This window comes from Streptoverticillium olivoreticuli subsp. olivoreticuli, assembly GCF_003391135.1.
In the GTDB taxonomy this organism is placed as follows: Bacteria; Actinomycetota; Actinomycetes; order Streptomycetales; family Streptomycetaceae; genus Streptomyces; species Streptomyces blastmyceticus.
Genome location: NZ_CP031455.1, coordinates 5,442,927 through 5,466,304 on the forward strand (window position 1 = coordinate 5,442,927; position 23,378 = coordinate 5,466,304).

General features: G+C 71.7%; 23 protein-coding genes. 14 read left to right on the plus strand and 9 right to left on the minus strand.

Annotation, left to right across the window (positions count from 1 at the left end; translation table 11 throughout):
- The first annotated feature begins 7 nt into the window (after window positions 1-7).
- The 5 genes from DXZ73_RS23960 (at window position 8) to DXZ73_RS23980 (ending at window position 4,971) form a co-directional block, all read left to right on the plus strand.
- Complete coding sequence (locus tag DXZ73_RS23960) at window positions 8-1,162, plus strand: acyl-CoA dehydrogenase family protein (RefSeq protein ID WP_116213121.1); 1,155 nt, start codon at window positions 8-10, stop codon at window positions 1,160-1,162.
- A 171-nt stretch (window positions 1,163-1,333) separates the two neighbouring features.
- The gene (locus DXZ73_RS23965; RefSeq protein WP_116213122.1) at window positions 1,334-2,464 is read left to right on the plus strand and encodes an acyl-CoA dehydrogenase family protein; all 1,131 of its coding nucleotides are present in this window, start codon (window positions 1,334-1,336) and stop codon (window positions 2,462-2,464) included.
- 36 nt (window positions 2,465-2,500) lie between these two features.
- Window positions 2,501-3,355 carry an AzlC family ABC transporter permease gene (locus DXZ73_RS23970; RefSeq protein WP_116213123.1) on the plus strand — a complete coding sequence of 285 codons (855 nt, stop codon included), beginning with the start codon at window positions 2,501-2,503 and terminating at the stop codon, window positions 3,353-3,355.
- On the plus strand, window positions 3,356-3,676 hold the full coding sequence (locus DXZ73_RS23975) for an AzlD domain-containing protein (RefSeq protein WP_116213124.1): 321 nt from the start codon (window positions 3,356-3,358) through the stop codon (window positions 3,674-3,676).
- 41 nt (window positions 3,677-3,717) lie between these two features.
- Window positions 3,718-4,971 carry an ATP-grasp domain-containing protein gene (locus DXZ73_RS23980; RefSeq protein ID WP_116213125.1) on the plus strand — a complete coding sequence of 418 codons (1,254 nt, stop codon included), beginning with the start codon at window positions 3,718-3,720 and terminating at the stop codon, window positions 4,969-4,971.
- Window positions 4,972-5,044: 73 nt separating this feature from the next.
- On the opposite strand, the gene DXZ73_RS23985 is transcribed toward DXZ73_RS23980, so the two are convergent.
- The 4 genes from DXZ73_RS23985 to DXZ73_RS24000 all read right to left on the minus strand — a co-directional run bounded on the left by DXZ73_RS23985 (window position 5,045) and on the right by DXZ73_RS24000 (window position 8,338).
- Window positions 5,045-5,830 (minus strand): ABC transporter permease, encoded by a 786-nt coding sequence (locus tag DXZ73_RS23985; RefSeq protein WP_116213126.1) that lies wholly within the window; start codon window positions 5,828-5,830, stop codon window positions 5,045-5,047.
- Entirely contained in the window at window positions 5,827-6,804 is a 978-nt protein-coding gene (locus DXZ73_RS23990) for an ATP-binding cassette domain-containing protein (RefSeq protein ID WP_116213127.1), read from the minus strand. The genes DXZ73_RS23985 and DXZ73_RS23990 overlap by 4 nt, the downstream gene beginning before the upstream one ends.
- 75 nt (window positions 6,805-6,879) lie before the next feature.
- The gene (locus DXZ73_RS23995; protein WP_116213128.1) at window positions 6,880-7,722 is read right to left on the minus strand and encodes a DUF4097 family beta strand repeat-containing protein; all 843 of its coding nucleotides are present in this window, start codon (window positions 7,720-7,722) and stop codon (window positions 6,880-6,882) included.
- Between the two features lie 100 nt (window positions 7,723-7,822).
- Window positions 7,823-8,338: a toxin-antitoxin system HicB family antitoxin gene (locus tag DXZ73_RS24000; RefSeq protein WP_116213129.1), complete on the minus strand. Its 516-nt coding sequence runs from the start codon at window positions 8,336-8,338 to the stop codon at window positions 7,823-7,825.
- A gap of 286 nt (window positions 8,339-8,624) precedes the next feature.
- On the opposite strand from DXZ73_RS24000, the gene DXZ73_RS24005 reads away from it, so the two are divergent.
- Window positions 8,625-9,482 carry a metallophosphoesterase family protein gene (locus DXZ73_RS24005; RefSeq protein ID WP_116213130.1) on the plus strand — a complete coding sequence of 286 codons (858 nt, stop codon included), beginning with the start codon at window positions 8,625-8,627 and terminating at the stop codon, window positions 9,480-9,482.
- A complete protein-coding gene (locus tag DXZ73_RS24010; protein ID WP_116213131.1) occupies window positions 9,479-10,138 on the plus strand; it encodes a 4'-phosphopantetheinyl transferase superfamily protein in 660 nt (219 codons plus the stop codon). Before DXZ73_RS24005 ends, DXZ73_RS24010 begins: the two co-directional genes overlap by 4 nt.
- Before the next feature lie 367 nt (window positions 10,139-10,505).
- Here DXZ73_RS24010 and DXZ73_RS24015 read toward each other — a convergent pair whose 3' ends face one another.
- Complete coding sequence (locus DXZ73_RS24015; protein ID WP_162890309.1) at window positions 10,506-11,507, minus strand: TauD/TfdA family dioxygenase; 1,002 nt, start codon at window positions 11,505-11,507, stop codon at window positions 10,506-10,508.
- 223 nt (window positions 11,508-11,730) lie between these two features.
- Here DXZ73_RS24015 and DXZ73_RS24020 point away from each other — a divergent pair, with 223 nt between their 5' ends.
- From DXZ73_RS24020 to DXZ73_RS24040, 5 genes are all read left to right on the plus strand, one after another.
- Entirely contained in the window at window positions 11,731-13,242 is a 1,512-nt protein-coding gene (locus tag DXZ73_RS24020; RefSeq protein ID WP_240351469.1) for an ABC transporter substrate-binding protein, read from the plus strand.
- Complete coding sequence (locus tag DXZ73_RS24025) at window positions 13,227-14,180, plus strand: ABC transporter permease (RefSeq protein ID WP_240351470.1); 954 nt, start codon at window positions 13,227-13,229, stop codon at window positions 14,178-14,180. Before DXZ73_RS24020 ends, DXZ73_RS24025 begins: the two co-directional genes overlap by 16 nt.
- Window positions 14,180-14,995 (plus strand): ABC transporter permease, encoded by an 816-nt coding sequence (locus DXZ73_RS24030; protein ID WP_116213133.1) that lies wholly within the window; start codon window positions 14,180-14,182, stop codon window positions 14,993-14,995. The genes DXZ73_RS24025 and DXZ73_RS24030 overlap by 1 nt, the downstream gene beginning before the upstream one ends.
- Window positions 14,992-16,752, plus strand: a complete 1,761-nt coding sequence (locus DXZ73_RS24035) for an ABC transporter ATP-binding protein (protein WP_116213134.1) — start codon at window positions 14,992-14,994, stop codon at window positions 16,750-16,752. Before DXZ73_RS24030 ends, DXZ73_RS24035 begins: the two co-directional genes overlap by 4 nt.
- A gap of 232 nt (window positions 16,753-16,984) precedes the next feature.
- Complete coding sequence (locus DXZ73_RS24040) at window positions 16,985-17,884, plus strand: LysR family transcriptional regulator (RefSeq protein ID WP_116213135.1); 900 nt, start codon at window positions 16,985-16,987, stop codon at window positions 17,882-17,884.
- Here the strand turns inward: DXZ73_RS24040 and DXZ73_RS24045 are convergent.
- Genes DXZ73_RS24045 through DXZ73_RS24060 form a run of 4 tightly spaced genes read right to left on the minus strand, consistent with a single transcriptional unit; the run spans window position 17,786 to window position 20,716 of the window.
- Window positions 17,786-18,880 carry a serine hydrolase domain-containing protein gene (locus DXZ73_RS24045; RefSeq protein ID WP_116213136.1) on the minus strand — a complete coding sequence of 365 codons (1,095 nt, stop codon included), beginning with the start codon at window positions 18,878-18,880 and terminating at the stop codon, window positions 17,786-17,788. The genes DXZ73_RS24040 and DXZ73_RS24045 overlap by 99 nt on opposite strands.
- Window positions 18,877-19,794 (minus strand): DUF6895 family protein, encoded by a 918-nt coding sequence (locus tag DXZ73_RS24050; protein ID WP_116213137.1) that lies wholly within the window; start codon window positions 19,792-19,794, stop codon window positions 18,877-18,879. Before DXZ73_RS24050 ends, DXZ73_RS24045 begins: the two co-directional genes overlap by 4 nt.
- The gene (locus DXZ73_RS24055; protein WP_116213138.1) at window positions 19,791-20,534 is read right to left on the minus strand and encodes a hypothetical protein; all 744 of its coding nucleotides are present in this window, start codon (window positions 20,532-20,534) and stop codon (window positions 19,791-19,793) included. Before DXZ73_RS24055 ends, DXZ73_RS24050 begins: the two co-directional genes overlap by 4 nt.
- Window positions 20,531-20,716, minus strand: a complete 186-nt coding sequence (locus DXZ73_RS24060) for a hypothetical protein (RefSeq protein WP_116213139.1) — start codon at window positions 20,714-20,716, stop codon at window positions 20,531-20,533. Before DXZ73_RS24060 ends, DXZ73_RS24055 begins: the two co-directional genes overlap by 4 nt.
- A 339-nt stretch (window positions 20,717-21,055) precedes the next feature.
- Here DXZ73_RS24060 and DXZ73_RS24065 point away from each other — a divergent pair, with 339 nt between their 5' ends.
- Both DXZ73_RS24065 and DXZ73_RS24070 read left to right on the plus strand, forming a co-directional pair.
- Complete coding sequence (locus DXZ73_RS24065) at window positions 21,056-22,264, plus strand: cytochrome P450 (RefSeq protein WP_116213140.1); 1,209 nt, start codon at window positions 21,056-21,058, stop codon at window positions 22,262-22,264.
- Window positions 22,265-22,274: 10 nt separating this feature from the next.
- Window positions 22,275-23,354, plus strand: a complete 1,080-nt coding sequence (locus DXZ73_RS24070; protein ID WP_116213141.1) for a type III polyketide synthase — start codon at window positions 22,275-22,277, stop codon at window positions 23,352-23,354.
- The last annotated feature ends 24 nt before the right edge of the window (window positions 23,355-23,378 follow it).

Consider the following 23,378-nt stretch of genomic DNA (forward strand, 5'->3'; position numbering starts at 1 on the left):
TGGAACAGTGGAGTTGGAGCCGACGGCACAGCAGCGGGAGTTCCGCGAGCGGATCTGCGCGCTGCTGTGCTCGGACGAGGTCCGCGCCGAGGTGGCGGCGGTCCGTGGCGCGCGGGGCGGGGAAGCGGGCCTGCTCGACGTCTACCGCAGGCTGGGCGAGCGCGGCTGGCTCGCGGTCAACTGGCCGGAGGAGTACGGCGGGCTGGGCGGGACCATCCAGGACAAGGCGATCCTCACGGAGGAGCTCATCGCCCACGGCGTCCCCGACATCGTGCACACGCTGAGCATCGACATCGTCGGGCTGGCCCTGATGATGTACGGCACGGACGCCCAGAAGAGCAGGCTCCTGCCGAGGATCGCCCGCGGTGAGGGCGCCGCGAGCATCCTCTTCAGCGAGCCCGCCGTCGGCTCCGACCTGGCCGCCCTGGAGACCCGGGCCGAGCCCGACGGCGACGGCTGGCGCATCCACGGGCGCAAGGTCTACAGCATGAAGTCGCACCTCGCCGACTTCGCGCTGTGCGCCGCCCGCACGTCCGAGTCCGAGGTGAAGTACCACGGCATCACGCTCTTCGTCGTGCCGCTGAAGACCCCGGGCGTCCTGGTGGACCCGCTGTGGAACCTCGGCGACGAGCGGTTCGGCGACGTCACCCTCACCGGCATCCGGGTCACCGAGGACGACGTCGTCGGCGAGGTCGACGGCGGCTGGGAGGTCATCAACAGCGTCCTCGGACTGGAGCGCACCGGCGTCGAGTTCGAGGCCAAGGCGTGCCGCTGGTTCGACGTGCTGCTGCGGCACGCCGCCGACACCGGGCTGCTCGACCACCCGGTGCACGGGCCGCGGCTCGTGGAGCTCGACTCCTGGGTGCGGGCCGCCCGGCTGCTCGCCTGGCGCTCGGTCACCGAACTCGGCGACCACGCGAGCGACGACGTGCACAACGCCATGGCCAAGCTGGTCACTTCCGAGGTCGCCCAGGAGGTGGCACAGGCCCAGCTCGACCTCTCGGGGCTGGACGGCGCGCTCACCCGGCACGACGACCGGGCACCTTCCGACGGCACGGGCGAGGCGGCCTACCGGGACTCGGTGGGCCTCACCCTCGCATCGGGCACGTCGGAGGTCATGCGCTCGCTGATCGCGTCGACGGGCCTGGGCTTGCTGGCGTGACCCCCGTGCCCGCAAGCGCCGGACGGGCCGATTTCAGCCCGTTGGGGGCACCTCCCAGCGGTAGCTGGGGGAGCTTGCGGACCGGGGTCCGGGGCGGAGCCCCGGTTGCGGGAAGGGGCGGGCAGGGGAAAACCCCCCGCCCCCACACACCAGCCACACTGAGGAACCCACATGAAGACCACCCTGAGCCCGGATCAACGAGCCCTCCAGGAGCAACTCGGAGAGTTCCTGGACGAAGAGCTCACCCCCCTCGTTCGCCGCATGGCAGACCGCTCGCCCCATGCCGACACCGAGGACAACCCCGACATCCGCGCCATGATCCACCAGGCCCTGACCGACCTCGGCCTGTCCGCCGGGCTCGGCCAGGAGTCCTGGGCGATCGCCGCCGAGCAGTTGGGCGACGTCCTCTACCAGGGGACACTGCTGGACACGGCGGCCGCCGCCGAGCTCGTCTCGCGCACAGCCGCCGGCAGCGCGCGGGACGAGCTCCTCGCCGCCGTCGCCGAAGGCACCCGCATCGCGCTCGCGGCCCGCGACACCGGCACCGGGACCACCGCCGACCCGGCACCGCTGACCGTCGGCCCGGACGGGAACACCGTCACCGGCTCCCGGTCCTTCGTCGGTTTCGTGCCGGAGGCGGACCGTCTCCTGGTGATCGGCCGCGCCGGGGGCACGGTGCGCGCCGCGCTCGTACGGCCGGACGCGCCCGGGGTGACCGCCCGGCGCCACGAGGAGCTCGGGCGGGGCGAGCTGTACGCGGTCGGGTTCGCCGACGCCCCTGTCGATACTTGGCTGGAAACGGACGGTGGCACCACGCTCGCGGAGATCTGGCGGACGGTCCTCGACGGCGCCCGCGTCCGGCAGGCCGCCTATCTCGTCGGGCTCGGTCAGGGGGCGCTCGATCTGGCGGTCTCCTACGCCAAATCCCGCAAGCAGTTCGGCAAGCCCTTGGGGCACCAACAGGTGATCGCGCTGCGGCTGGCCGACCTCACCGCCCGTCTCGACGCCGTGCGCCTCGTCGTCAGGGCCGCGGCCTGGGAGGCGGACCGGCCCGCGGGCGCGCCCCGGCTGGAGGCCGCGCAGGCGCTGGCCATGGCGGCCGAAACCGCACGGAAGATCGCCGCGGAGACCATGCAGGTGCACGGTGCGTACGGGATGACGGAAGACAGCGACGCTCAACTGTTCTATCGTCGCGCCGCGGTGGAGTCTCTCCGCCTGGGTTCGCCCGCCGAGCTGCGCAGCGAGGTGGCCCCGTTGCTCAAGGACCGACTAACCGGCCGGGGGCACTCGCAGTCTGCATAAATTCCCCTGGTGGCTATGTGAAGGGAGGTGGACCCGTTGGACGATCCCGTATGCAGCGGGACCAAGGAGCCCGGTGCGGCGGACGAACGCGTCGGCACGCGTGAGCCGGTGGCGGCCGCGGCGGACGGCGGGGACACCGCGGCCGTCGACGCGGGAGCCGGGTCCGGCGACGGGGACACCCACCGGGCCGAGTTCTGGGCGGGGGCGCGGGCCATGACCCCGTTCATGATCGGCGCGTTCCCCATGGGCATCATCGCCGGGGCCGCCGGCATCGCCGGGGGCATCGGCTGGGCGGGCACCGTCGCCATGGCCGCCGCCGTCAACTCCGGCACCGCGATGCTGGCCGGCCAGCAGCTGCTGCGCGACGGGGTGGGCTGGCCGATCATCCTGCTCACCACCCTCGTGCTGAGCCTGCGGATGATGATCTACGCGATCATGCTCCGGCCCCACATGCGGGACCTGCCGCAGCGCTGGCGCGCCCTGCTGGCCTTCGGGCTGGTCGACGCGGTCTTCTTCATCGTCGTCGACAAGTTCAAGACGCTGACCGGCATCCGGGACCGGCAGTGGTACTTCCTCGGCGCTTCCATGGCGATGTTCACCAACTGGATCACGTCCCTCGTCCTGGGCATGATCCTCGGCTCGGCCGTACCGGACATCGCCGGCCAGGGCCTCGAATTCCCCATGACGGCGATCTTCATCGCCATGATGGCGGGCGCGATGGTCAACTGGAAGGTGTGGGCCGCGGTGCTCGGCGCCGGAGCGCTCGCCCTGGCCGCGCACCCCCTCCCGTACAACCTCGGGCTCGTCGTCGCGACCCTCGGCGGCGCGGCGATCGGCGCGGGCTGCGACGTCTGGGAGAAGAAGCGCGCGAAGTCCACGGAGGTGGCCTGAGTGTTCCTGACCCTGCTCATCGTCGGCATGGCGGCCTGCGCCTTCGCCACGCGCTACCTCCCCATCGTGCTCTTCCAGGACCGGGAACTGCCCGGCCCGGTGAAGACTGCCCTGAACTACGTCCCGGCGGCGGTGCTCGCCGCGCTCGTCTTCCCCGAGGTCGTCACGCCCATGTACGAGGGCGGCGGCGACTGGGCGGTCCCGACGCTGATCGGCGGCGTGGTCACCCTGATCGCCGGCCGCCTCCTCAAGAACTTCCTCGCGGTGGCGGCGATCGGAGCGGTGACGTTCTTCGTGCTTCGTCAGCTGCTGGGCGGGTGATCCAGGCCCGTCCGGCTCGCACTCGAAAGGCTCTCTCCGAAATGCCACCCCGTCTCGCGATCGTCCACGACAACGGCTCCGTGACCCCTCTCCAACTGGCCGTCGCCGCCACCGGACACAGCGAACTCGTCCTCCTCTGCGACCCGTCCCAGGCCACCGTGGCCAAAGACCTCCCGCTCCTCCGGGAAATCGGCACCGTCGTGGAATTCGACGCCGGATCCCCCTTGGCCGAAGCCACGACCCGGCGGCTCGAAACCCTCGGCATCGACGGGATCACCACCTTCAGCGACCGCACCATAGAAGCCACCGCCGCGCTCGCGCAGCACCTGGGGCTTGCCTTCCACTCCCCGGTAACGGCCGCCGCCCTGGTCGACAAGCACCTCCAGCGCGCGACCCTCGCCGCCGCGGGCGTCCCCGCGCTGCCCCGCTACGCCGCCGTCTCCGCGCCCGGGGACGCCGCCGCCGCGGCAGCCGCCGTGGGCGCTCCGGCCGTCGTCAAGCCGCGGCAGGGCGCGGGCAGCCGCAACACGGTCCTCGCGCGGACGGTGGAGGACTGCGTCCGCACGGTCGAGGAGCTGCTGGCCGCGGGCGAGAGCGAGTTGGTGCTGGAGGAGTACCTCGTCGGGGACCCCGCCGTCGCGGGGCCGCGGTGGGGTGACTACGTCTCCGTGGAGTCGGTGGTCGTGGACGGCCGGACCGTCCAGGTGGGCATCACGGGCAAGCCGCCCCTGCTGGCGCCCTTCCGCGAGACCGGCGCCTTCTTCCCCGGCAGCGTCGACGACCGTACGGCCGCCCGGCTCACCGAGGCCACCGAACAGGCGCTGCGGGCGCTGGGGGTGACGTGCGGCATCACCCACACCGAGTTCAAGCTGACCGCCGAGGGCCCGCGGCTGATCGAGGTCAACGGCAGGCTGGGCGGTTTCATCGACGACACCGTCGGCCGGGCCACGGGCTTCCCGATGATCCGCACCGCCTTCGACTGCGCCCTGGGCCGGGTGCCCGCGGACCTCACGGCTCCGGCGCCCCGGCGCATCGCCTTCCAGCGTTTCTTCGCCCCGCCGCTCGCCGCCCGCGAGATCGTCTCGATGACGGGCGTCAAGGAAGCGAAGGCCCTGCCGGGCGTGCGGCGCGTCGAGGTCGTCCGCCGCCCCGGCCAGCCGGTCGACTGGCGCGAGGGCACCCAGGCGTTCGCCGCCATCGTCTACGGCGAGGCGCCCGACCACGAGTCGCTGGCGGAACTCTTCGACGCGCTCGACAAGACGCTGGTGGTGACGTACGACCGCGAGTCCGCGTAGCCGCGCGCCGACGCGGACGGGGCGGCGTACTCCGACGCGGTGTCGGAGTGCGCCGCCCGCACGGTCTTCCCGGCTACTTCGGCTCGCGGTTGAAGGCCGCCTTCGACCAGTAGTAGCCGAGCGCGGTGAGAGCGAGGCACCAGGCGATGGCGAGCCATCCGTTGTTGCCGATGTCGGTGCCGAGCAGCAGGCCGCGCAGGGTTTCGATGACCGGGGTGAACGGCTGGTACTGGGCGATCGGCTGGAACCAGCCGGGCATCGCGTGGACCGGGACGAAGGCGCTGGAGATGAGCGGCAGGACGATCAGCGGCAGTGCGTTGTTGCTGGCGGCCTCGGCGTTCGGGCTGACCATGCCCATCCCGACGGCGATCCAGGTGAGTGCCAGGGCGGCCAGTGCCATCAGCCCGAACGCCGCCAGCCAGTCCAGGGCCGTGGCATGCGTCGATCGGAAGCCGATGGCGACGGCGACGGCGCCGACGAGGATCACGCTGGCGATGGATTGCAGGACGCTGCCGATGACGTGTCCGATGAGTACGGAGCCGCGGTGGATCGCCATGGTGCGGAAGCGGGCGATGATGCCCTCGGTCATGTCGTTGGAGACGGACACCGCGGTCCCGACCACGGTGCTGCCGACGGTCATCAGCAGGAGGCCCGGGACGATGTACGCGATGTATGCGGAGCGGCCGCCGCCGCCGATGCCCGCGCTCATTGTGTTGCCGAAGATGTAGACGAAGAGCAGGAGCAGGATGATCGGGGTGAGCAGGAGGTTGAGGGTGAGGGAGGGGTAGCGGCGGGCGTGCAGGAGGTTGCGGCGCAGCATGGTGGAGGAGTCGCGCACGGCGAGGGCCAGAGAGCTCATCGGACGGTCTCCTTGGGCTTGTCGGTGCCGCCGGTCAGGGCGAAGAACACGTCGTCGAGGTCGGGGGTGTGCACGGTGAGTTCGTCGGCTTCGATGTGGGTGGAGTCGAGCCAGTCGAGGATGGAGCGCAGTTCGCGCTGGCTGCCGTCGCTGGGGAGTTGCAGTGCGAGTGCTTCGTCGTCGCGGGTGGCTTCGCGCAGGGTGAGGGCGGCGGACTGGTAGGCGGCCGGGTCGGTGAAGCGGAGCCGGACGTGCCCGCCGGGTACCAGCCGCTTCAGCTCTTCCGCGGTGCCTTGGGCGGCGATTTTGCCGTTGTTGAGTACGGCGATGCGGTCGGCGAGTTCGTCGGCTTCGTCCAGGTACTGGGTGGTGAGGAAGACGGTGACGCCGCCGGTGACCAGTTGGCGGATGATCTGCCACATGTTGTGGCGGGAGCGTGGGTCGAGGCCGGTGGTGGGTTCGTCGAGGAAGATGATCCGCGGGCTGCCGACCAGTGTCATGGCGATGTCGAGGCGGCGTTTCATGCCGCCGGAGTAGGTGGAGGCGGGCTTCTTCGCCGCTTCCACCAGGTCGAAGCGTTCAAGTAGTTCGGCGGCGACCCGCCGGCCTTCCCGCTTGGAGAGGTGGTGCAGGTCCGCCATGAGGAGCATGTTCTCCTCACCGGTGATCAGCCCGTCGACCGCCGAGAACTGCCCGGTCACACCGATCGCGGCACGCACCCCGTCCGGTGATGCGGCGATGTCGTGCCCCGCGACCTGGGCCTGGCCGCCGTCGGCGGTGATGAGGGTGGAGAGGATCTTCACGACGGTGGTCTTGCCGGCGCCGTTGGGCCCGAGCAGCGCGAACACGGATCCGGCCGGGATGTGCAGGTCGATGCCGTCGAGGACGGTCTTGTCGCCGTAGGACTTGCGCAGGTCGATGGTGGAGACGGCGGCCGGGGACGGGTGACCGTCACCCTGCCTTGGTGTGGGCATGACAGAAGAGTGCATGGGGCCCTCCGTTCGGAGGCTGAAGTGGGTGAGGTGCGGGGCCGGTTGAGGATGTGGCGCTCAGGCCTTGGCGCGGCGGACGTCGATGTTGCCGTGCCGGGTGCGGGCGCGGACCTCGACGGTGTCCTCGGCCTTCCCCGGGGTCTCGGATGCGGTGAGGGTGTTGCGCACCTGGCCGGAGCCCGCGCTGACGTCGAGCCAGGCGGCCGTGCCCTCGCGGACGCCGACCTCGATGGCACCGTAGGAGGTCTCCAGCTGGACGGTGCCGCGGGCCACTTCGCCCACCCGCAGGGTGCCGTGGGCGGTGGTGGCGGTGACCGAGTCCCCGGCGCGCCCGATCTCGATGTCTCCGTGGGCGCCGCTCACCCGCAGCTCGCCGGCCGCGGTGCCGACGATCGTGGTGCCGTGCGAGTTCTTCAGGACGGCGGGGCCGTCGACGAGGCCGACACGCAGGCTGCCGGAGCTGGTGGTGATCTCGGCCGCGCCCTCGACGCGGTCCACGGTGATCGAGCCGTGCGACGCGGTCAGTTGCAGTGGGCCGGTCGTGTCGAAACGGGCGTCGCCGGACGAGGTCTTCACGCGGACCTCGCCGAGCCGGCCCTCGCCGAGCACCTGGGTCCAGGCGCCGGTCATGTCGATGTGCGAACCCGTGGGCAGTTCGACCGTCACGTCCACGACGCCGGTGCGGCCGAACGGGCTGGTCCTGGGCGTCCTGACGGTCAGTACTCCACTCGCGTACGTGACCTCGGTCTGGCCGGCCGTCCGCACGTCCCGGTCCTTCTCCGGGTCGCGGGGCCGCACCTCGACGACGGTCTCGGAGCGGTCGCCGGCGGTGAACTGGATGGAACCGGCTACCACATGCGCCGTGACCGAGATCGCTTCGGGAGTGTCGAAAGAAGGCATGGCTGTCCCGTCCTCTTGGGTCTTCGGGGCGTCCCCGCTGGTGGGACGTGGCGTGGGTGCTGTGCTGTTCGGGTGCTGTGGTGCGGGAGAGGGGGCGCGGCTAGCGCACCCAGCCCGTGAAGCTCTGTCCGACGGTCCGGGTCTTCTCCGCCGTACGCGGCCGGGCGCCGCCGTCGACCGCGGCCGACACGGCGCGCACCAGCCACGCGTTGACCGACAGGCCCTCGCGGCTCGCGGCCTCCTCGGCGCGGGCCTTGAGGTGGGCCGGCAGGCGCAGGTTGACGCGGGCGGTGCCGCCCTCGTCGGCATCGGCGGGGGCCGGGGTTCCGAGCGGTCCGGCGGGCTCGGCCTCCGTGAGGGCGCCGCCGTCGGCGGGCGGCAGGGTCACCACGAAGTCGGGGTCGAGCCCGCGCAGCCGTACGTCGACCGAGCCGGGGGCGAGCTCGCGGGTGACCTCGTCCATCGCGGCGGAGAGCACATTGAGCATGGTCAGACGGGTCGCCGACTCCAGGGGAGCGGTGAGCCGCTCGGCCAGCTCGCGGGCATCCTCCCCGCCGGCTTCGGCGGCCACCGCGAGTTCGCGGCGGAGGGTGTCGACATACGGCGTGAGGTCCATGACGCAATAGTGGCACCACTATGGCGCCACACGCAAGGCCGAATGGCGCCTCGGGTGAGGTGAGCTTGAGTGTTGCTGCTCTGACCTGCGGAAATGTGATGGTGCCAGCCTGAGTCGTTGTGGCGCTATGCGTTGCTCAGGGGCTTTTGGGGGCATGGAGTGGCACCTGGTGGCACCGGGTGGCGCCATGTGGTGGGCGAAGTGACCCACAGGGGTGGAAAGGGCCGTGAACGCTTCCTTCCGGACGGTTGATCGATTAGTTTCGGAGGCCGGGGAGGACATCACGGTGCCCAACGGAAGCTTGCTCGCGGTCAGTGACCTGCACGTCGTCTACAAGGACAATCGCACTCTCGTCGAACAGCTGCGGCCGAAAAGCGACGGCGACTGGCTGATCGTCGCCGGTGACGTCGCCGAGAAGTACGCCGACGTCGAGTGGGCCCTGAGCCTCCTCGCCGGCCGCTTCGCCAAGGTCGTCTGGGCGCCGGGGAACCACGAGCTGTGGACCCACCCCAAGGACCCCGTCGACCTGCGGGGCGAGAAGCGCTATCTGCGCCTCGTGGAGCTCTGCCGGAGCCTGGGCGTCGCCACCCCCGAGGACCCCTATCCCGTCTGGCACGGCGAGGGCGGCCCGGTGGCCGTGGCCCCGCTCTTCGTGCTCTACGACTACTCCTTCCGCGTGCCCGGCGCCGACTCCAAGGAGGAGTCCCTGCGCCGGGCCCACGAGGCGGGAGTGGTCTGCGCCGACGAGCACTTCCTGCACCCGGACCCCTATCCGGGGCGCGACGACTGGTGCCGCGCGCGGGTGGAGTTCACCGAGCGCAGGCTGGCCGCCGTCGATCCCGCGCACCGCACCGTCCTCGTCAACCACTTCCCGCTGGTGCGGCACCCCACGGAGATCCTGCGGTATCCCGACTTCGCCCAGTGGTGCGGCACCGAGCTGACCGCCGACTGGCACCTGAGGTTCCGCGCGGCGGCCGTGGTCTACGGCCATCTGCACATCCCGCGCGTCACCTGGCACGACGGAGTCCGCTTCGAGGAGGTCTCCGTCGGCTATCCGCGCGAGTGGCGGCCCAGACCACCACGTGAACCACTGCGGCAGATCCTGCCCCGACCGGCCGATGAACAGCGAGGAACAGCACGGTGATCGAGCGCATACTGCCTTCGGTGAGCGTTTCGGAGGAGGATTTCGGCGCTCTTCCGGCCGATGTGGCACACCTGCTCCTCCCCGAGGAGGCGGCCCACGTGGCGCGCGCGGTGCCCAAGCGGCAGGGCGAGTTCGCGACCGTGCGGGCGTGCGCGCGCAAGGCGCTCGGGCGGCTCGGCCTGGATCCGGTGCCCCTGCTCCCCAACCGGCGCGGCGCGCCGGGCTGGCCCGCCGGTGTGGTGGGCAGCATGACCCACTGCGACGGCTACCGCGCCGCCGTCGTGGCGCGCGCGGCCGACGCCGTGTCCATCGGCATCGACGCCGAGCCGAACGGTCCGCTGCCCGAAGGCGTCCTGGAGGCCATAGCCCTCCCGGGCGAGCGGTCGCGGCTCGCGGGCCTGGCCGCGCGGCGGCCGGAGGTCTTCTGGGACCGGATGCTCTTCAGCGCCAAGGAGAGCGTCTTCAAGACCTGGTACCCACTCACCGGCCAGGAGCTCGACTTCAGCGAGGCGGAGCTCGAATTCGACCCGGACGCGCAGACGTTCTCGGCGCGCTTGCTGGTGCCGGGGCCGGTGGTCGGGGGGCGCCGCCTGGACGGCTTCACGGGCCGCTGGCTGGCGGACGAGGGCTTGGTCGTGACGGCGATCGCGATTTAGGGCGCGCTTTCCGCTGGGTGCGGGTCGGTTGCTCCCCCAGCTACCGCTGGGAGGTGCCCCCTGCGGCGGGCTTTTTCCCCAGCCCCGCCCCTTCCCGAAACTGGGGCGCGTGCCCCAGACCCCCGACTGCGGGCCGGTTCGCCGCCTGCGGCGGGGGCGCCCTTGGGGGTCCCCCCCCGGACGGAGTCTGGGGGAGCGTCCTCAAACGCCGGACGGGCTGAGTTGCGCACCGTTGGGGGTCTGGGGGCGGAGCCCCGCACGCGGCGGAGCCGCAGATCGACGCAGCCGGGAAGGGGCGGGGTGGGGAACAAGCCGCCCGCAGGGCATCAGGTGGTCCGGGGGCGAAGCCCCCGGTCAACGAAAACGCTCAGCGCCGCGTCCGCGGCATCCCCCGCCGGAAGCGCGCGAAATCCTCCGGGATGCGCCGCGCATAGCGCGTGTTCAGCCACAGCCGCAGCAGATCCCGCCGCTGCCCCGGCTCGTCCTCGTACGCCGAGCGCCCATGCACGACCACATTGTTGTTGAGCAGCTGAAGATCCCCCGGCCGCAAGGTCATCTCCACCCGGTGGTCGTCGGACTCGGCGATGTCCTGGAACAACCGCAACGCGTGCCGCTCGATCCCGCTCAGCGGAATCCCGGTCTTCGCCACCGCCGATTCGATGTAGTGCGTCATATAGAAGCGGCAGCTCAACTGCCCGTCGAAATAGCCGTACACGGCATTGCGGTAATAGGGCAGCTCTTCCGAGCCCTCCTCCGTGCGCCGGTCGTAGACGAAGCCGCGGTAGTAGAGGCCGAGCAGCTCCCGATGGTGGGCGAGCAGGTGGTTGTGCACGGTCATGGAGCTGGCCAGGGTGCTGACGCCGCCGCCCTGCCCGGCGCCGCGCAGGCAGAGCAGGCCCACGATGTCGGAGCTGTCGGTGTGGAAGGGCAGGGCGTTGCGCGTGCGGTAGGCGCGCGTGGCGGGGTTGTCGAGTCCGCCCTCGTCGTAGTCCTTGACGTGGGCGATGAGCTCCCCGTCGGCGTTCTGCGAGACGGGGGTGCCCAGGTGCAGGGCGATGCCCCAGTACGCGAGGCGGGCTTCGTCCGGCGTCCACCGTTCGACGGGCAGGCCGCGCAGCACGGTGAAGCCGCGCCCGAACTCCAGGTCCTGCACGGCCCTTTCGAGGGTCTTGGCCAGCGCGGGGAGCGGGAAGTCGGCCATCGTCAGCGCTTCCAGGGGCAGTTCACGGATCCTGGCCGAGGTCAGTACCGCGTCGAGCTCGCGGACCTCCTCCTGTGCGAGGGTCACCACCCAGTCGTCCTCGCCGGTGAAGTCGGCGGCCCGCCAGGCGCCGGGACCGGTGACGGGTTCGGTGAGGATCGAGGTCATACGGACTCCACTCTGGCCGGAAGAAGCGGAAGCGCGTGAAAAGCTACCGTCGATCATGAGCCGAACACGCGTCATGGTCAATTGAGTTGGGGGTGGCAGTCGCTCTCGTTCCGGGTAAGGATGCGTGAAGTCGATCACCTACCCGTTCGATCCATGGCGTGGCCCCGCATCCCGTGGAATGGTTTCCCGAGGGCCACCGATTCCAAGTCCGTGCGGAGACACAGTGACCAGGTCGAAGCGATTGCCCGTCCTCGTGGCCGGCTGTGCCCTGCTCGGGGGCGTGCTGGCCGGATGCGGTTCCGGTGGCGGATCATCCGCTTCCGGTACCACCGACACCCTGTCCGTCGGTCTCATCGCCGAGCCGGCGAGCCTGGACTTCACCACCACCGACGGCGCGGCCATTCCCCAGGCGATGCTGGGCAGCGTCTACGAGGGGCTGGTCCGCCTCGATCAGCAGGGCAGGATCCAGCCGCACCTCGCCGAGCGGTACGAACGCTCCGACGACGGCCGGACGTACACCTTCCACCTCCGCCGGGGCGTGAGGTTCACCAACGGCGCCGACTTCACCGCCGACGACGCGGTCTTCTCGATCGACCGCGTCAAGAAGGACTGGAAGCTGAAGATCGCCCGCCAGATGGACGTGGTCGAGAAGGCGGAGAAGACCGACGACCACACCGTCAAGGTCACCCTGAGCCGCCCCAGCAACGGCTGGCTGTTCTCGATGACGGAGCGAATCGGCGCGATGTTCAGCCGCACCGGCGTGGCCGACCTCGCCAACCACCCCGTGGGCACGGGGCCGTTCGAGCTGGCCGAGCGGCGCCGCGGCGAGCGCATCGTCCTCGACCGCAACGCCTCCTACTGGGGCACCAAGCCCGAGCTGAGCAAGGTGACCCTGAAGTACTTCAAGGACGCCGGGGCGATGAACAACGCCATGCTCACCAACAGCATCGACGTCCTCGGCACGGTCCAGGCCCCCGAGTCGCTGTCCCGCTTCGCCGACACCAACCGCTTCCGGACCATCGAGGGCACCTCCACCGGCGAGGTGGTCCTGTCGATGAACAACGCCCGCGAGCCGTTCAAGGACAAGCGCGTCCGCCAGGCCGTCCGGCACGCCATCGACCACAAGGCGCTCGTCGACACCGCGCGCTCCGGCCACGGCAAGCTCATCGGCACGATGGCCACCCCCACCGACCCCTGGTACGAGGACCTCACCGGCCGCTACCCGTACGACCCGGCCAAGGCGAAGGAACTCCTCAAGGACGCGGGCGCGGAGGGGAAGAGCCTGCGGCTGCGGGTGCCCAACATGCCGTACGCGGTCTCCGCCGCCCAGGTCGTGAAGTCCCAGCTCGACCAGGTCGGGCTGAAGGTGGAGATCGAGCCGCTGGAGTTCCCCGCGCGCTGGCTGTCCGAGGTCTTCACCAAGGGCGACTACGACATGTCGATCATCGACCACGCCGAGCCGCGCGACCTGTGGACCTTCGCGGACAGCAGCTACTACTTCCACTACGACAACCCCGAGTACGGCAAGCTCCTCAAGGAGGGCGACGCCGGGAAGCCCCAGGACGAGACCGCCCGCTACCGCGAGGCGGCCCGGCTGCTGTCCGACGACGCGGCCGCCGACTGGCTCTACCTGATGCCCAACCTCATGGTGGCCGACAAGAACCTCACCGGCCTGCCCGTCAACCAGGTCGGCGAGGGCTTCGAGCTCACCGGCGTCCGGTGGGCCAAGAAGTGAGACTGCTGCTGCGCAAGCTCGCCTCGCTGCTGACCAGCGCGGTGATCGCGAGCTTCGTGGTCTTCGCGTTCCTGGCGGTGCTGCCCGGCGACCCCGCCGAGGTGGCCCTCGGCACCAACGCCACCCCGGACGCCGTGGCGGCGCTGCGGCACGAATTCGGCACCGACCGGCCGCTGGTCACGCAGTATCTCGACTGGGCCCAGGGGCTGCTCCACGGCGACTTCGGCACCTCCTACGTCACCCACGACCTCATCGGCCCCCGGATCACCGACCGTTTCGGCGTCACCTGCTGGCTGGCGCTCGGCGGCATGCTCGTGGCCGTCCTGCTCGCGCTGCCCGCAGGGGTGCTGGCCGCCGCCTGGCACCGCAAGGCCGCGGGCGCGCTGCTGTCCGCGCTCAGCCAGGCGGGCATCGCGATCCCCGCCTTCCTCGCGGGCATCCTCCTCGTCTACGTCTTCGCGGTCCGGGCGGGCGCCCTGCCCGCGGGCGGCTACACCCCGCTCGCCGAGGACCCCGGCGAATGGGCGCGCCACCTCGTCCTGCCGTGCCTGTCGCTGGGCCTGGTGCAGGGCGCCGTCCTCACCCGCTATGTGCGCTCCGCCGTGCTGACCGTCCTGCACCAGGACTTCCTGCGGACCGCCCGCGCCAAGGGCAGGCGCCGCCGCGCCGCCCTGTGGCGGCACGGCCTGCCCAACGCCGCCGTCCCCGTCCTCACCGTGCTCGGCCTCCAGCTCAGCACGCTGCTCGTCGGCGCCGTCGTCGTGGAACGCGTCTTCGTCGTCCCCGGCCTCGGCGACCTGCTGCTGCAGGGCGTGGCCGACCGCGACCTGCTGCTGGTGCAGGGCGTGGTGATCGTCCTCGTGGTGGCCGTGCTCGTGGTGAACGTCGTCACCGACCTGCTCTACCACCTGCTCGACCCCAGGCTGCGGAGCCGCTGATGAGACACCGTGCCACGCTGACGGCCGGTGGCGCCCTGGTCGTCCTCGTCCTGGCCGCCGCGCTGCTCTCGCTGGTGTGGACCCCCTACGACCCGATGCACGTCGACGCGGCCCACCGGCTGGCGGCGCCCGGCGGCGGACACCTGCTGGGCACCGACCAGTTCGGCCGGGACGTGGCCAGCCGGCTGATGACCGGCGCCCGCACCACCGTCTTCGTCGGCGTGGTGGCCGTGGGGTTCGCGGTGTTCCTCGGGGTGCCGGCGGGGATCGCCGCGGGGATGTCCGACGGCGCCCTCGGCGCGCTGGTCATGCGGGTGGGCGACTTCCTGCTGGCGTTCCCCGCGCTGCTGCTCGCGATCATGCTGGCAGCCGTCTACGGCACCAGCACGCTCACCGCGATGACGGCCATCGGCATCGCCTCGGCGCCCGGCTTCGCCCGGGTCAGCAGGGCGGCGACGCTGCGGGTCATGGCCGCCGAGTACATCGACGCGGCCCGGCTCGCCCGGCGTTCGCGTACGGCCATCGCCTGGCGGCACGTCCTGCCGAACATCCGGGACGTGGTCATCGTCCAGGTGTCCGTCGCCTTCGCCACCGCCGTGCTCGCCGAAGCCGCCCTGTCCTACCTGGGCCTCGGCACCCCGCCGCCCACCCCCTCCTGGGGGCGCATGCTCCTGGACTCCCAGGAGCTGCTCTTCTCCGAGCCCGAGCTGTGCCTGTGGCCCGGGCTCGCCGTCGCCGCCGCCGTCCTCGGCCTCAACCTCTTCGGCGACGGGCTGCGCGACCGCTTCGACCCCACGCTCGAAGGAGTCCGATGACCACCGCGCCGCTGCTGGAGGTCACCGGTCTCGGAGTGGACGCCGGTGCCGTACCGCTCGTGCGCGACGTCTCCTTCTCCCTCGCGCGCGGCGAACGGCTCGGCGTCATCGGCGAGTCGGGCTCAGGCAAGACCCTCACCGCGCTCGCGCTGCTCGGCCTCCTCGACGACGGGCTGCGGGCCACCGGCAGCGCCCGGCTCGACGGCGTGCCCTTCGACCTCGTGGGCGCCTCGGACCGGGACCTGTCGACCGTACGGGGCCGGCTCGCCGGAATGGTCTTCCAGGAGCCGATGACCGCCCTCAACCCGGTGATGCGGGTCGGCCCCCAGATCGCGGAGACCCTGCGGCTGCACGGCACCCGTACGGAGCGCGCCGCCGCGCGGGCCACGGCGGTGGACCTCCTGGACCGGCTGCGGCTCCCCGACCCCGCCCGCGCCGCGCGCGCCCACCCCCATCAACTGTCCGGCGGGCAGCGGCAGCGCGGCGTGCTCGGCATCGCCCTCGCCAACGACCCGGCCCTGCTGATCTGCGACGAACCGACCACCGCGCTCGACGTCACCGTGCAGAAGGACATCGTCGACCTGATCACCGGCCTGTCCGCGGAGCGGGACACGGCGGTGCTCTACATCAGCCACGACCTCGCGCTCGTCGCCTCCGTGTGCCACCGGGTGCTGGTGATGTACGGCGGGCGGATCGTGGAGAGCGGCCCGGTGCGGCAGGTGCTGTCCCGCCCGGCCCACCCGTACACCGAGGCTCTCCTCGCCGCCTGCGACCTGTCGCCCGGCGCCCGCCCGAAGGCGATCCCCGGCACCGTGCCCGCGCCCGGCGCGCTGCCGGAGGGCTGCGTCTTCCGCGACCGGTGCGCGTACGCGGACGACGCGTGCGCCGTGCGCCCGGAGCGGGTGGCCGACGCGTCGGGCGGCACGGTCGCCTGCTGGCACCCCAGGACCGGTGCCGCCGCGACCGAGGCGACGCCGCCGCCCGTGGAGGCGCCCCGGGAGGCCGGGAGGGTGCTGCTCACCGCCCGGAAGCTGACCCGCCGCTATGCGCGGCCGCGGACCCGTCCCTTCGCGCCGCGCGCCCACTTCACCGCCCTGGAGGAGGTCGGCCTGGAGCTGCGCGCGGGCCGGCGTCTCGGCGTCGTGGGCGAGTCGGGTTCCGGCAAGACGACGCTGCTGCGGCTGCTCGCCGGTCTCGACCGGCCGACGGCGGGCACGGTCGAGACCGCGGACGGGGTGGGCCTCCAGGTCGTCTTCCAGGACCCGATGGGCTCCCTCGACCCGCGCATGCGCGTACGGGACATCGTCGCCGAGCCCCTGCGCGGCGCCGCTTCCCCCGGCCGGGTCGCGGAACTGCTGACCGCGGTGGGCCTCCCGGCGGACGCGGCGGCCCGCTACCCCCACCAGTTCTCCGGCGGCCAGCGCCAGCGCATCGCCATCGCCCGCGCACTCGCCCCAAAACCGTCGGTGCTGTTCGCGGACGAGCCGGTGAGCGCGCTCGACGTCTCGGTGCGGGCACAGATCCTCGACGTGCTGCGGGGAGTGACGGGGGAGCGGGGGATGGGGCTGTGCGTGGTGTCGCACGACCTGGGGGTGATCCGGTATCTGTGCGACGACGTGATGGTGATGAGAGGGGGGAGGGTGGTGGAGCGGGGTCCGGTGGCGGATGTATGGAGCGCGCCGCAACATCCATATACGGAGCAGCTGTTGAACGCGGTCCCGGTACTGGGCCGGAGCTTCTCCGGCAAGGGTTCGTGAGAACAGCCTGTCCGGCGTTTGAGGACGCGCCCGCAGGGCGCTCCCGCCGCAGGCGGCAACGGCGGGACGGTCGGCACCTGGTTGCGGCTACGTCTCGGTCGACCCCGCGCATGCTCGGAGCGAACGGCCGCGCCCAGGTTGCCGCCACGACAGATCATGGCGCCCCGTCACTCACCCAGTCAATCCTAAGAGTTGCCACCACAGGTCCAAGCAAAAGCTTAAGCTTCACCCCATGACCCTGGACGACCTGAAGGTGTTCGTCATGGTGTGCGAGGCCCGCAACCTCAGCGCCGTGGCCCGCGAGATGAACTGCACGCAGTCCGCGGTCAGCCAGCACGTCCGGAGGCTGGAGAAGGAGGTCGGCGTGCCTCTGATGGAGCGCCAGCCGAGAGGGGTCGTGCCCACCCCCGCCGGCCGGATCCTCCAGCGCGCCGCCGCCGACAGTCTCACCGCCCTGGCCGAGGGGCTGCGGCTGCTGGAGGAGCTGCGCACCGGGCACGGCGGCGGGGTCGTCATCGCGACGGGTGCCACGACGATCCGCAATTTCCTGGGCCCGGCCATCAAGGACTTCAACGGCGCGTTCCCGGATGTGGGCCTGGAGTTCCACACCGAGCGGTCCAGCGGTCGTTGCCTGGACGTGCTGCGGGCCGGTTCCGTCGACCTGGCCTGGGTGACCATCGCCCCGGACGGGGACGTCCAGGGAGTCGAACTGCGGCCGGTCGTCAGCCTGGAGTGGGTGCTCGCCGTGCGGCCGGACGACCCGCTGGCGCGGGAGACCGCGCTGTGCGCCGAGGACCTGGCGCGGACCCGGCTCATCCGGCCGCCCGCGGGGACGAGTTCGGGCCGTCAGGTGGAGCACTATCTGGGCGCGCACGGCCTCCCGCCGCGCGCCACCACCACCCGGGCCACCGACTGGGACACCGCCCTGCTCCTCGCGGAGCTGGGGCTGGGGCACGCGCTGATACCCGCGGTGCCGGGGCTGCGGGACCAGTCCCGCGACGGCGTCCGGCTGATCCCCGTCACCGGCATCCCGTCACTGGACGTGGGCTGGGCCGCCCGGCAGTGGTCGGCTCTCTCGCCCTCCGCCCGGGAGTTCGCGGCCACGGTCGCCCGCCACGTGGCCGACGGCTGAGCCGTCGAGGGCGCACAGCGTGCCGTACGCGGCCTGGATGAAGGGCGCCAGCAGGGTCGGGGCCGTGTCCGCCAGGGCCGCGATCGCGCAGCCGGAACCGGGCAGGAAGCCGGCGAAGGCGCTGAACCCCCTTGTCCCGCCGGAGTGATGGAGCAGCGGACGCCCTTCGCGGGGGCGCAGGTTCCAGACGAGACAGACGCGGCTGCCCGAGCGGGGCAGGGCCAGCCGGGGGCGCTGCACGTCGGCGAGCGCGGCCCGCAGGCTGGGGGGCAGGCCGGTGAGGTCGGCGCGGTCGGGTGCGAGCAGGGCCAGCAGACAGCGGATGAGGTCGCGGGCGCTGGAGCGCAGGGCGCCCGCGGCGGGCAGCCCGGGGATGAGCCAGGGCGGCCGCGGCCTGCCGTGCCAGTGGCCGAGCGCCTGGGGGCGGTACGGGTCGCAGTCGGTGTCGGTCAGGCCGAGCGGCGCGAGGACGCGCTCGGTGAGCAGCTCCGCGTAGTCACCGCCCGCGGCGCGGGCCAGGGTGTGACCCAGCAGGCCCACGCCGTAGTTGGAGTAGCGCACCCGGGTGCCGGGGCGGTGGTGCAGCCGGGTGCGGGGGAGGGCGGCCATCAGGTCGGCGGAGGTGAAGGCCGCGTACGGATTGCTGAACCACGTGGCGCGCGCCTCCCGGCCGATCAGCCCCGGTGGCAGCCGGGGCAGCCCCGCGGTGTGGGTGGCCAGGTGCAGCAGGGTGATCGGCGGGCCCGGTACGGCGCTCGGCAGATAGCGGTCCACGGGGTCGTCGTAGCGCACCTCCCCCCGGGCGACGAGCTCGGCGAGGAGCAGCGCGGTGAACGTCTTGGTCAGGGAACCGACTTCGAAGCGCGTGCCGGGCTCGGCGGGCCCCCGGCACAGCACCGCGCACTCCTCGCCGCGCACCGCCGCGACGGCCACGGCGTGTGCCCCGTCGGCGGCGCCCAGGAGGGGCGTGAGGAATCTGTCGAGCGCCGTGCTCACGGCTCGCGCGCCGCGCGTGCAAGCGCGATGGAGCCCGCGACGGCGGTGACGACGACGGTGTGCTGGTGGTCCTTGAAGCGCTGGAGCGGGTCGTCGTCGACGGGGTCGGCGTCCCGGGGGACGAAGCCGTCCTCGTGCTGGAGTGCGGCGATGGCCTCCCAGTCCGAGGGCTCGCAGTAGGGCTCGTCCAGGGAGGCGCCGACGATGAGCAGCTCCGCGACGAGGTCCCACTGTCCGACCTCGCGCCAGATGTCGATCCACACCGGCAGCCAGGTCCGTACGTAGGCGGTGAGGTCGGGCGGCAGGCCGTGCGGGCGGCCGCCCCAGTCGGTGAGGTGGAAGACCGTGTGGGTCATCGCGTAGGCGGTGATCCAGTTGATCGCCCAGGGCTCGGGGGTGGAGCCGAGCCAGGTGGCGCGGGCCAGCGCCGCCCAGTCGGCGTCGTGGTCGAGCCCGGCGACGCGGGCGGCGTTGGCGACGGCGAGCCGGCGGTTGGGCAGCAGCTCGACGCCGTCCACCGAGCGCAGCCGGGCGCGGTGGGCCAGCAGCCGGTCGAGGTCGGCGTGGCGGTAGCCGCAGCGGACGAAGGGCGCGTACATCTCCAGCGGGTCGGTCATCAGGGTGTGCCGGAGCTGGCGCTCGTAGAGCATGTCGCCCTCGCGCAGCTGGCGCCAGGTGAAGTCCATCAGGGCCTGCGCGGCGACCAGTTGGCCCGCCCCGGCGACGCCGTCGCGCAGCAGGACGGAGGCGGCGAGGGTGGTCTCGCCGAGCGGCTTGTAGACGCTGTCGGGGTCGGCGATCGTCTCCGTGGTGCCTTCCGGGAGGGCGCCGTGGGCGCGGTTGGCGTGCAGCCAGGACAGGGCCCGGTCGGCCATGCTGCGGGCCGCCGTGGCCACGGGCTCGGGAACCGTCATGTCCGTACCTCCTGCGTGCCCTGGTGGTGCCGCCCTTCGAGCAGGTGGCGCGCGACGGCCAGGTCCAGGGCCGTCCGCGGGCTCTCGCCGCCCAGCAGCCGTACGTGTTCGAGCGCGAGCAGCGGTTCCAGCGGGAGCGGCACGCCCTCGTGGGCGAGCCACGCGAGCCAGCGGATCAGGCGTACCGCCGTGGGGAAGTCGCGGCGCAGTACGGAGCGGGTGACGCCCCGGCTCAGCGGCAGGGCCGCGCCGCGGGCGGCGTCGTGCACCGGCCCTTCGAGGCCGGGGGTGGCGAGGGTCGCCAGCTGGGCCATGCGCACGGACCAGCGCTGCCAGTCCGCGGTGTCGGCGAGGGCGACGTCGCCCTCGGGCTGCGCGGCGTCCACGCGCCAGGTGCCTCTCCCGCCCAGCCGGGAGAGCAGTTGTGCCGTCGCCCAGTCGCGCCAGGCGGCGGTCCGTTCGTCCACGGGGGCCGAGGGCCCGCTGCCCGGCAGCGGGAACGCCTCGAAGGAGCGGGCCACGGCGGCCGCGTCCTCGGCGTGGAAGGCCGCGCCGGCCAGGACGTACGGGGAGAAGGTGTCCGCACCGATCACCCGGATCGCGGCGAGGGCCGCCAGGGCGTCGGGGGCGCTGTCGATGTGGCGGGCAACGAGCGCCGTGCCCTTGGCGCCCCGCAGGGCACCAAGGACACGGATCGCCAGATCATCGGCCGCCGCGGCGAAATCCGCCCGCGAGCTCACTTGCCCTTCGGCTCCTTCGGCTCCTTGGGGGACAGGAGGAGCAGCGCGAGCAGGAAGCCCGCCGCTTCGGGTGCGGGCAGTGGCGGATCACTGACCGTGGCTTCCGGCTCCACCATCAGTGTTCCGATCGCGGCTGCCTCGGTGGGGGTCGCGACGAGTCGGAGGGTTTCTTGAGCGAGCATCAGAGTCTCCTTGCAGCGAAATGTCATCACTTGTCCAGTGATGCCGGATTCGACTCTAAGAGCATCGCTGCGCGTCCGCAGCTCGAGGGGCAACCGGAAGAGGCAAATGGGGGACCGGGCCCAGCCGGGCCGGACCCCTTGTCATTGCGGGCAAAACGGGAGCGGCGAAGTAAAGAGGAAAAAGTTGGTGGAGAGGGGGATGTTATCGGTGATTCCCTGAGAAATCCATCGTCCGGGTGAATCGCGGGGCCTTGTGTGTGGCGGGCTTGCCATTGCGGCATGGTCTGAAAATAGGCTGGCGCGCCATCGGCGGGGCCCTGTGCGAATGGGAGTGCTGCGATGACCACTTCGGACTCCGTGCGAAGCTGTCCCTTCCGTCATGACGAGGCCCTGGAGCCCGATCCGTTCATGACCCGGATGCGGACGGAGGCCCCCGTCGTCCGGGTGCGGATGCCGTACGGCGAGGGCCGCTGCTGGCTTGTGACGAGCTACGACCACGTGCAGACGGTCACTTCGGACAAGCGGTTCAGCCGGGCCGCGCTGGTCGGCATGGACTTCCCGCGGATCACCCCGGCGCCCATCGTCCAGTCCGAGGCGATCAACGTGATGGACCCGCCCGACCTCAACCGGGTCCGCAAGCTGATCGTCAAGGCCTTCACCACCAAGCAGGTGGAGGAGCTGAGACCCTGGACGCAGAAGACGGTCGACTCCCTGCTGGACGACATGGTCGAGCACGGCGCCCCGGCCGACGTCGCCGACCACCTCGCGGGCCGGCTCCCGCTGATGACCATCTGCGAGCTGCTCGACATCCCCGAGCCGGACCGGGCGCAGCTGCGCCGCTGGGCGATGGCCATGATGTCCATGGCCGCCGCCGACAGGACCTCGGCGGCCGAGGCGAAGGCCGGCCTGCGGGCCTATTTCCAGGAGCTCGGCAAGGAGCGCCGGCGCAACCCCGGTGACGACCTGATCAGTTCACTCGCCACCGCCCGGATCGGCGACGAGATGCTCGACGAGGACGAGCTGGCCGTGCTCGCCATGCTCCTGGTCGTCACCGGCCACGACACCACCACCTACGACATCAGCAACATCATCTACACCCTGCTCACCCACCCCAAGCACCTGCTCCAGCTGCGGGAGCGGCCCGAGCTGTTCCCGCAGGCCGTCGAGGAGCTGCTGAGGTTCATCCCGTTCCGCCAGGGCGTGGGCATCCCCCGGGTGGCCCTGGAGGACGTCGATCTCGACGGGGTGATCATCAAGGAGGGCGACACGGTCCACGTGTCGTACCTGACCGCCAACCGCGACGAGCTCGTCTACGAACACCCCGACGAGCTGGACTTCGAGCGCAAGGACCCCGCGGTCCACATGGCCTTCGGATACGGCAGCCACCACTGCCTGGGTTCCCACATGGCCCGCATGGTGCTCCAGGTCTCCATCGGCACCCTGCTCAACCGTTTTCCCGAACTGCGGCTGGCCGTACCGGCGGAGGAGGTGCAGTGGAACACCGTCTCTATCTGGCGTTATCCGCTCGCCCTGCCGGTCGCCTGGTAAGGAGCGGATCATGGCAACTCTGTGCAGGCCGTCCATCGCCGTCCCCGAGCACGTCATCACCCGGGAACAAACCCTGGAACTCGCGCGCACGCTGCACGCCGGCCACCCCCAGCTGGGCCTCGCCCTGCGGCTGATCGGCAACACCGGCGTCCAGACCCGGCATCTCGTGCAGCCCATCGAGGACACCCTCAAGCACCCCGGCTTCACCGCCCGCAACGCGCTCTACGAACTGGAGGCCAAGGCCAGGGTGCCCGAGGTGATCCGGCGGGCCCTGGACCACGCCGAGCTCACCACCCGCGACATCGACCTCATCGTCTACGTCTCGTGCACCGGCTTCATGATGCCGTCGATGACCGCCTGGATCATCAACACCATGGACTTCCGGTCCGAGACCCGGCAGCTGCCCATCGCCCAGCTCGGCTGCGCCGCCGGGGGAGCGGCCATCAACCGCGCCCACGACTTCTGCATGGCCTATCCGGCGTCCAACGTGCTGATCGTCTCCTGCGAGTTCTGCTCGCTCTGCTACCAGCCCGCGGACCTCGGCGTCGGCAATCTCCTGTCCAACGGCCTCTTCGGCGACGCCCTCGCGGCGGCCGTCGTCCGGGGCGAGGGCGGCGTCGGCGTCCAGCTGGAGCGCAACGGCTCCCACCTGGTGCCCGACACCGAGGACTGGATCTCCTACGGCGTCCGCGACACCGGCTTCCACTTCATGCTCGACAAGCGGGTGCCCGGCACGATGGCCATGCTCGCGCCCGCCATGCGGGCGATGGCCGAGCCGTACGACTGGGACATGTCCGGCCTCGACTTCTACATCGTCCACGCGGGAGGCCCCAGAATCCTGGACGACCTCTGCAAATACCTCAACCTCCCCTCGGAGATGTTCCGCTACAGCCGTGCCACGCTCACCGAGCGCGGCAACATCGCCAGCGCGGTCATCTTCGACGCCCTGGAACGGCTCTTCCAGGACGGCGGCGCGGAGCATCGCGCACGCGGCGTCATCGCGGGCTTCGGCCCGGGAATCACGGCGGAGATCGCACTGGGGACGTGGTCGAAGAGTGCGGCTCCGGCGGAGCCGGCTCCGGCGACTTGAGGTGGGTGAGGAGATTCAGCCCGT

Excerpts from the sequence above, each read along its gene's own strand:
- DXZ73_RS23965 (WP_116213122.1), top strand. The coding sequence starts at position 1,334 with ATGAAGACCACCCTGAGCCCGGATCAACGAGCCCTCCAGGAGCAACTC.
- DXZ73_RS23980 (WP_116213125.1), top strand. The coding sequence starts at position 3,718 with ATGCCACCCCGTCTCGCGATCGTCCACGACAACGGCTCCGTGACCCCT.
- DXZ73_RS23985 (WP_116213126.1), bottom strand. The coding sequence starts at position 5,830 with ATGAGCTCTCTGGCCCTCGCCGTGCGCGACTCCTCCACCATGCTGCGC.
- DXZ73_RS23990 (WP_116213127.1), bottom strand. The coding sequence starts at position 6,804 with ATGCCCACACCAAGGCAGGGTGACGGTCACCCGTCCCCGGCCGCCGTC.
- DXZ73_RS23995 (WP_116213128.1), bottom strand. The coding sequence starts at position 7,722 with ATGCCTTCTTTCGACACTCCCGAAGCGATCTCGGTCACGGCGCATGTG.
- DXZ73_RS24000 (WP_116213129.1), bottom strand. The coding sequence starts at position 8,338 with ATGGACCTCACGCCGTATGTCGACACCCTCCGCCGCGAACTCGCGGTG.
- DXZ73_RS24015 (WP_162890309.1), bottom strand. The coding sequence starts at position 11,507 with ATGACCTCGATCCTCACCGAACCCGTCACCGGTCCCGGCGCCTGGCGG.
- DXZ73_RS24030 (WP_116213133.1), top strand. The coding sequence starts at position 14,180 with ATGAGACACCGTGCCACGCTGACGGCCGGTGGCGCCCTGGTCGTCCTC.
- DXZ73_RS24035 (WP_116213134.1), top strand. The coding sequence starts at position 14,992 with ATGACCACCGCGCCGCTGCTGGAGGTCACCGGTCTCGGAGTGGACGCC.
- DXZ73_RS24040 (WP_116213135.1), top strand. The coding sequence starts at position 16,985 with ATGACCCTGGACGACCTGAAGGTGTTCGTCATGGTGTGCGAGGCCCGC.
- DXZ73_RS24050 (WP_116213137.1), bottom strand. The coding sequence starts at position 19,794 with ATGACGGTTCCCGAGCCCGTGGCCACGGCGGCCCGCAGCATGGCCGAC.
- DXZ73_RS24060 (WP_116213139.1), bottom strand. The coding sequence starts at position 20,716 with ATGCTCGCTCAAGAAACCCTCCGACTCGTCGCGACCCCCACCGAGGCA.
- DXZ73_RS24065 (WP_116213140.1), top strand. The coding sequence starts at position 21,056 with ATGACCACTTCGGACTCCGTGCGAAGCTGTCCCTTCCGTCATGACGAG.
- DXZ73_RS24070 (WP_116213141.1), top strand. The coding sequence starts at position 22,275 with ATGGCAACTCTGTGCAGGCCGTCCATCGCCGTCCCCGAGCACGTCATC.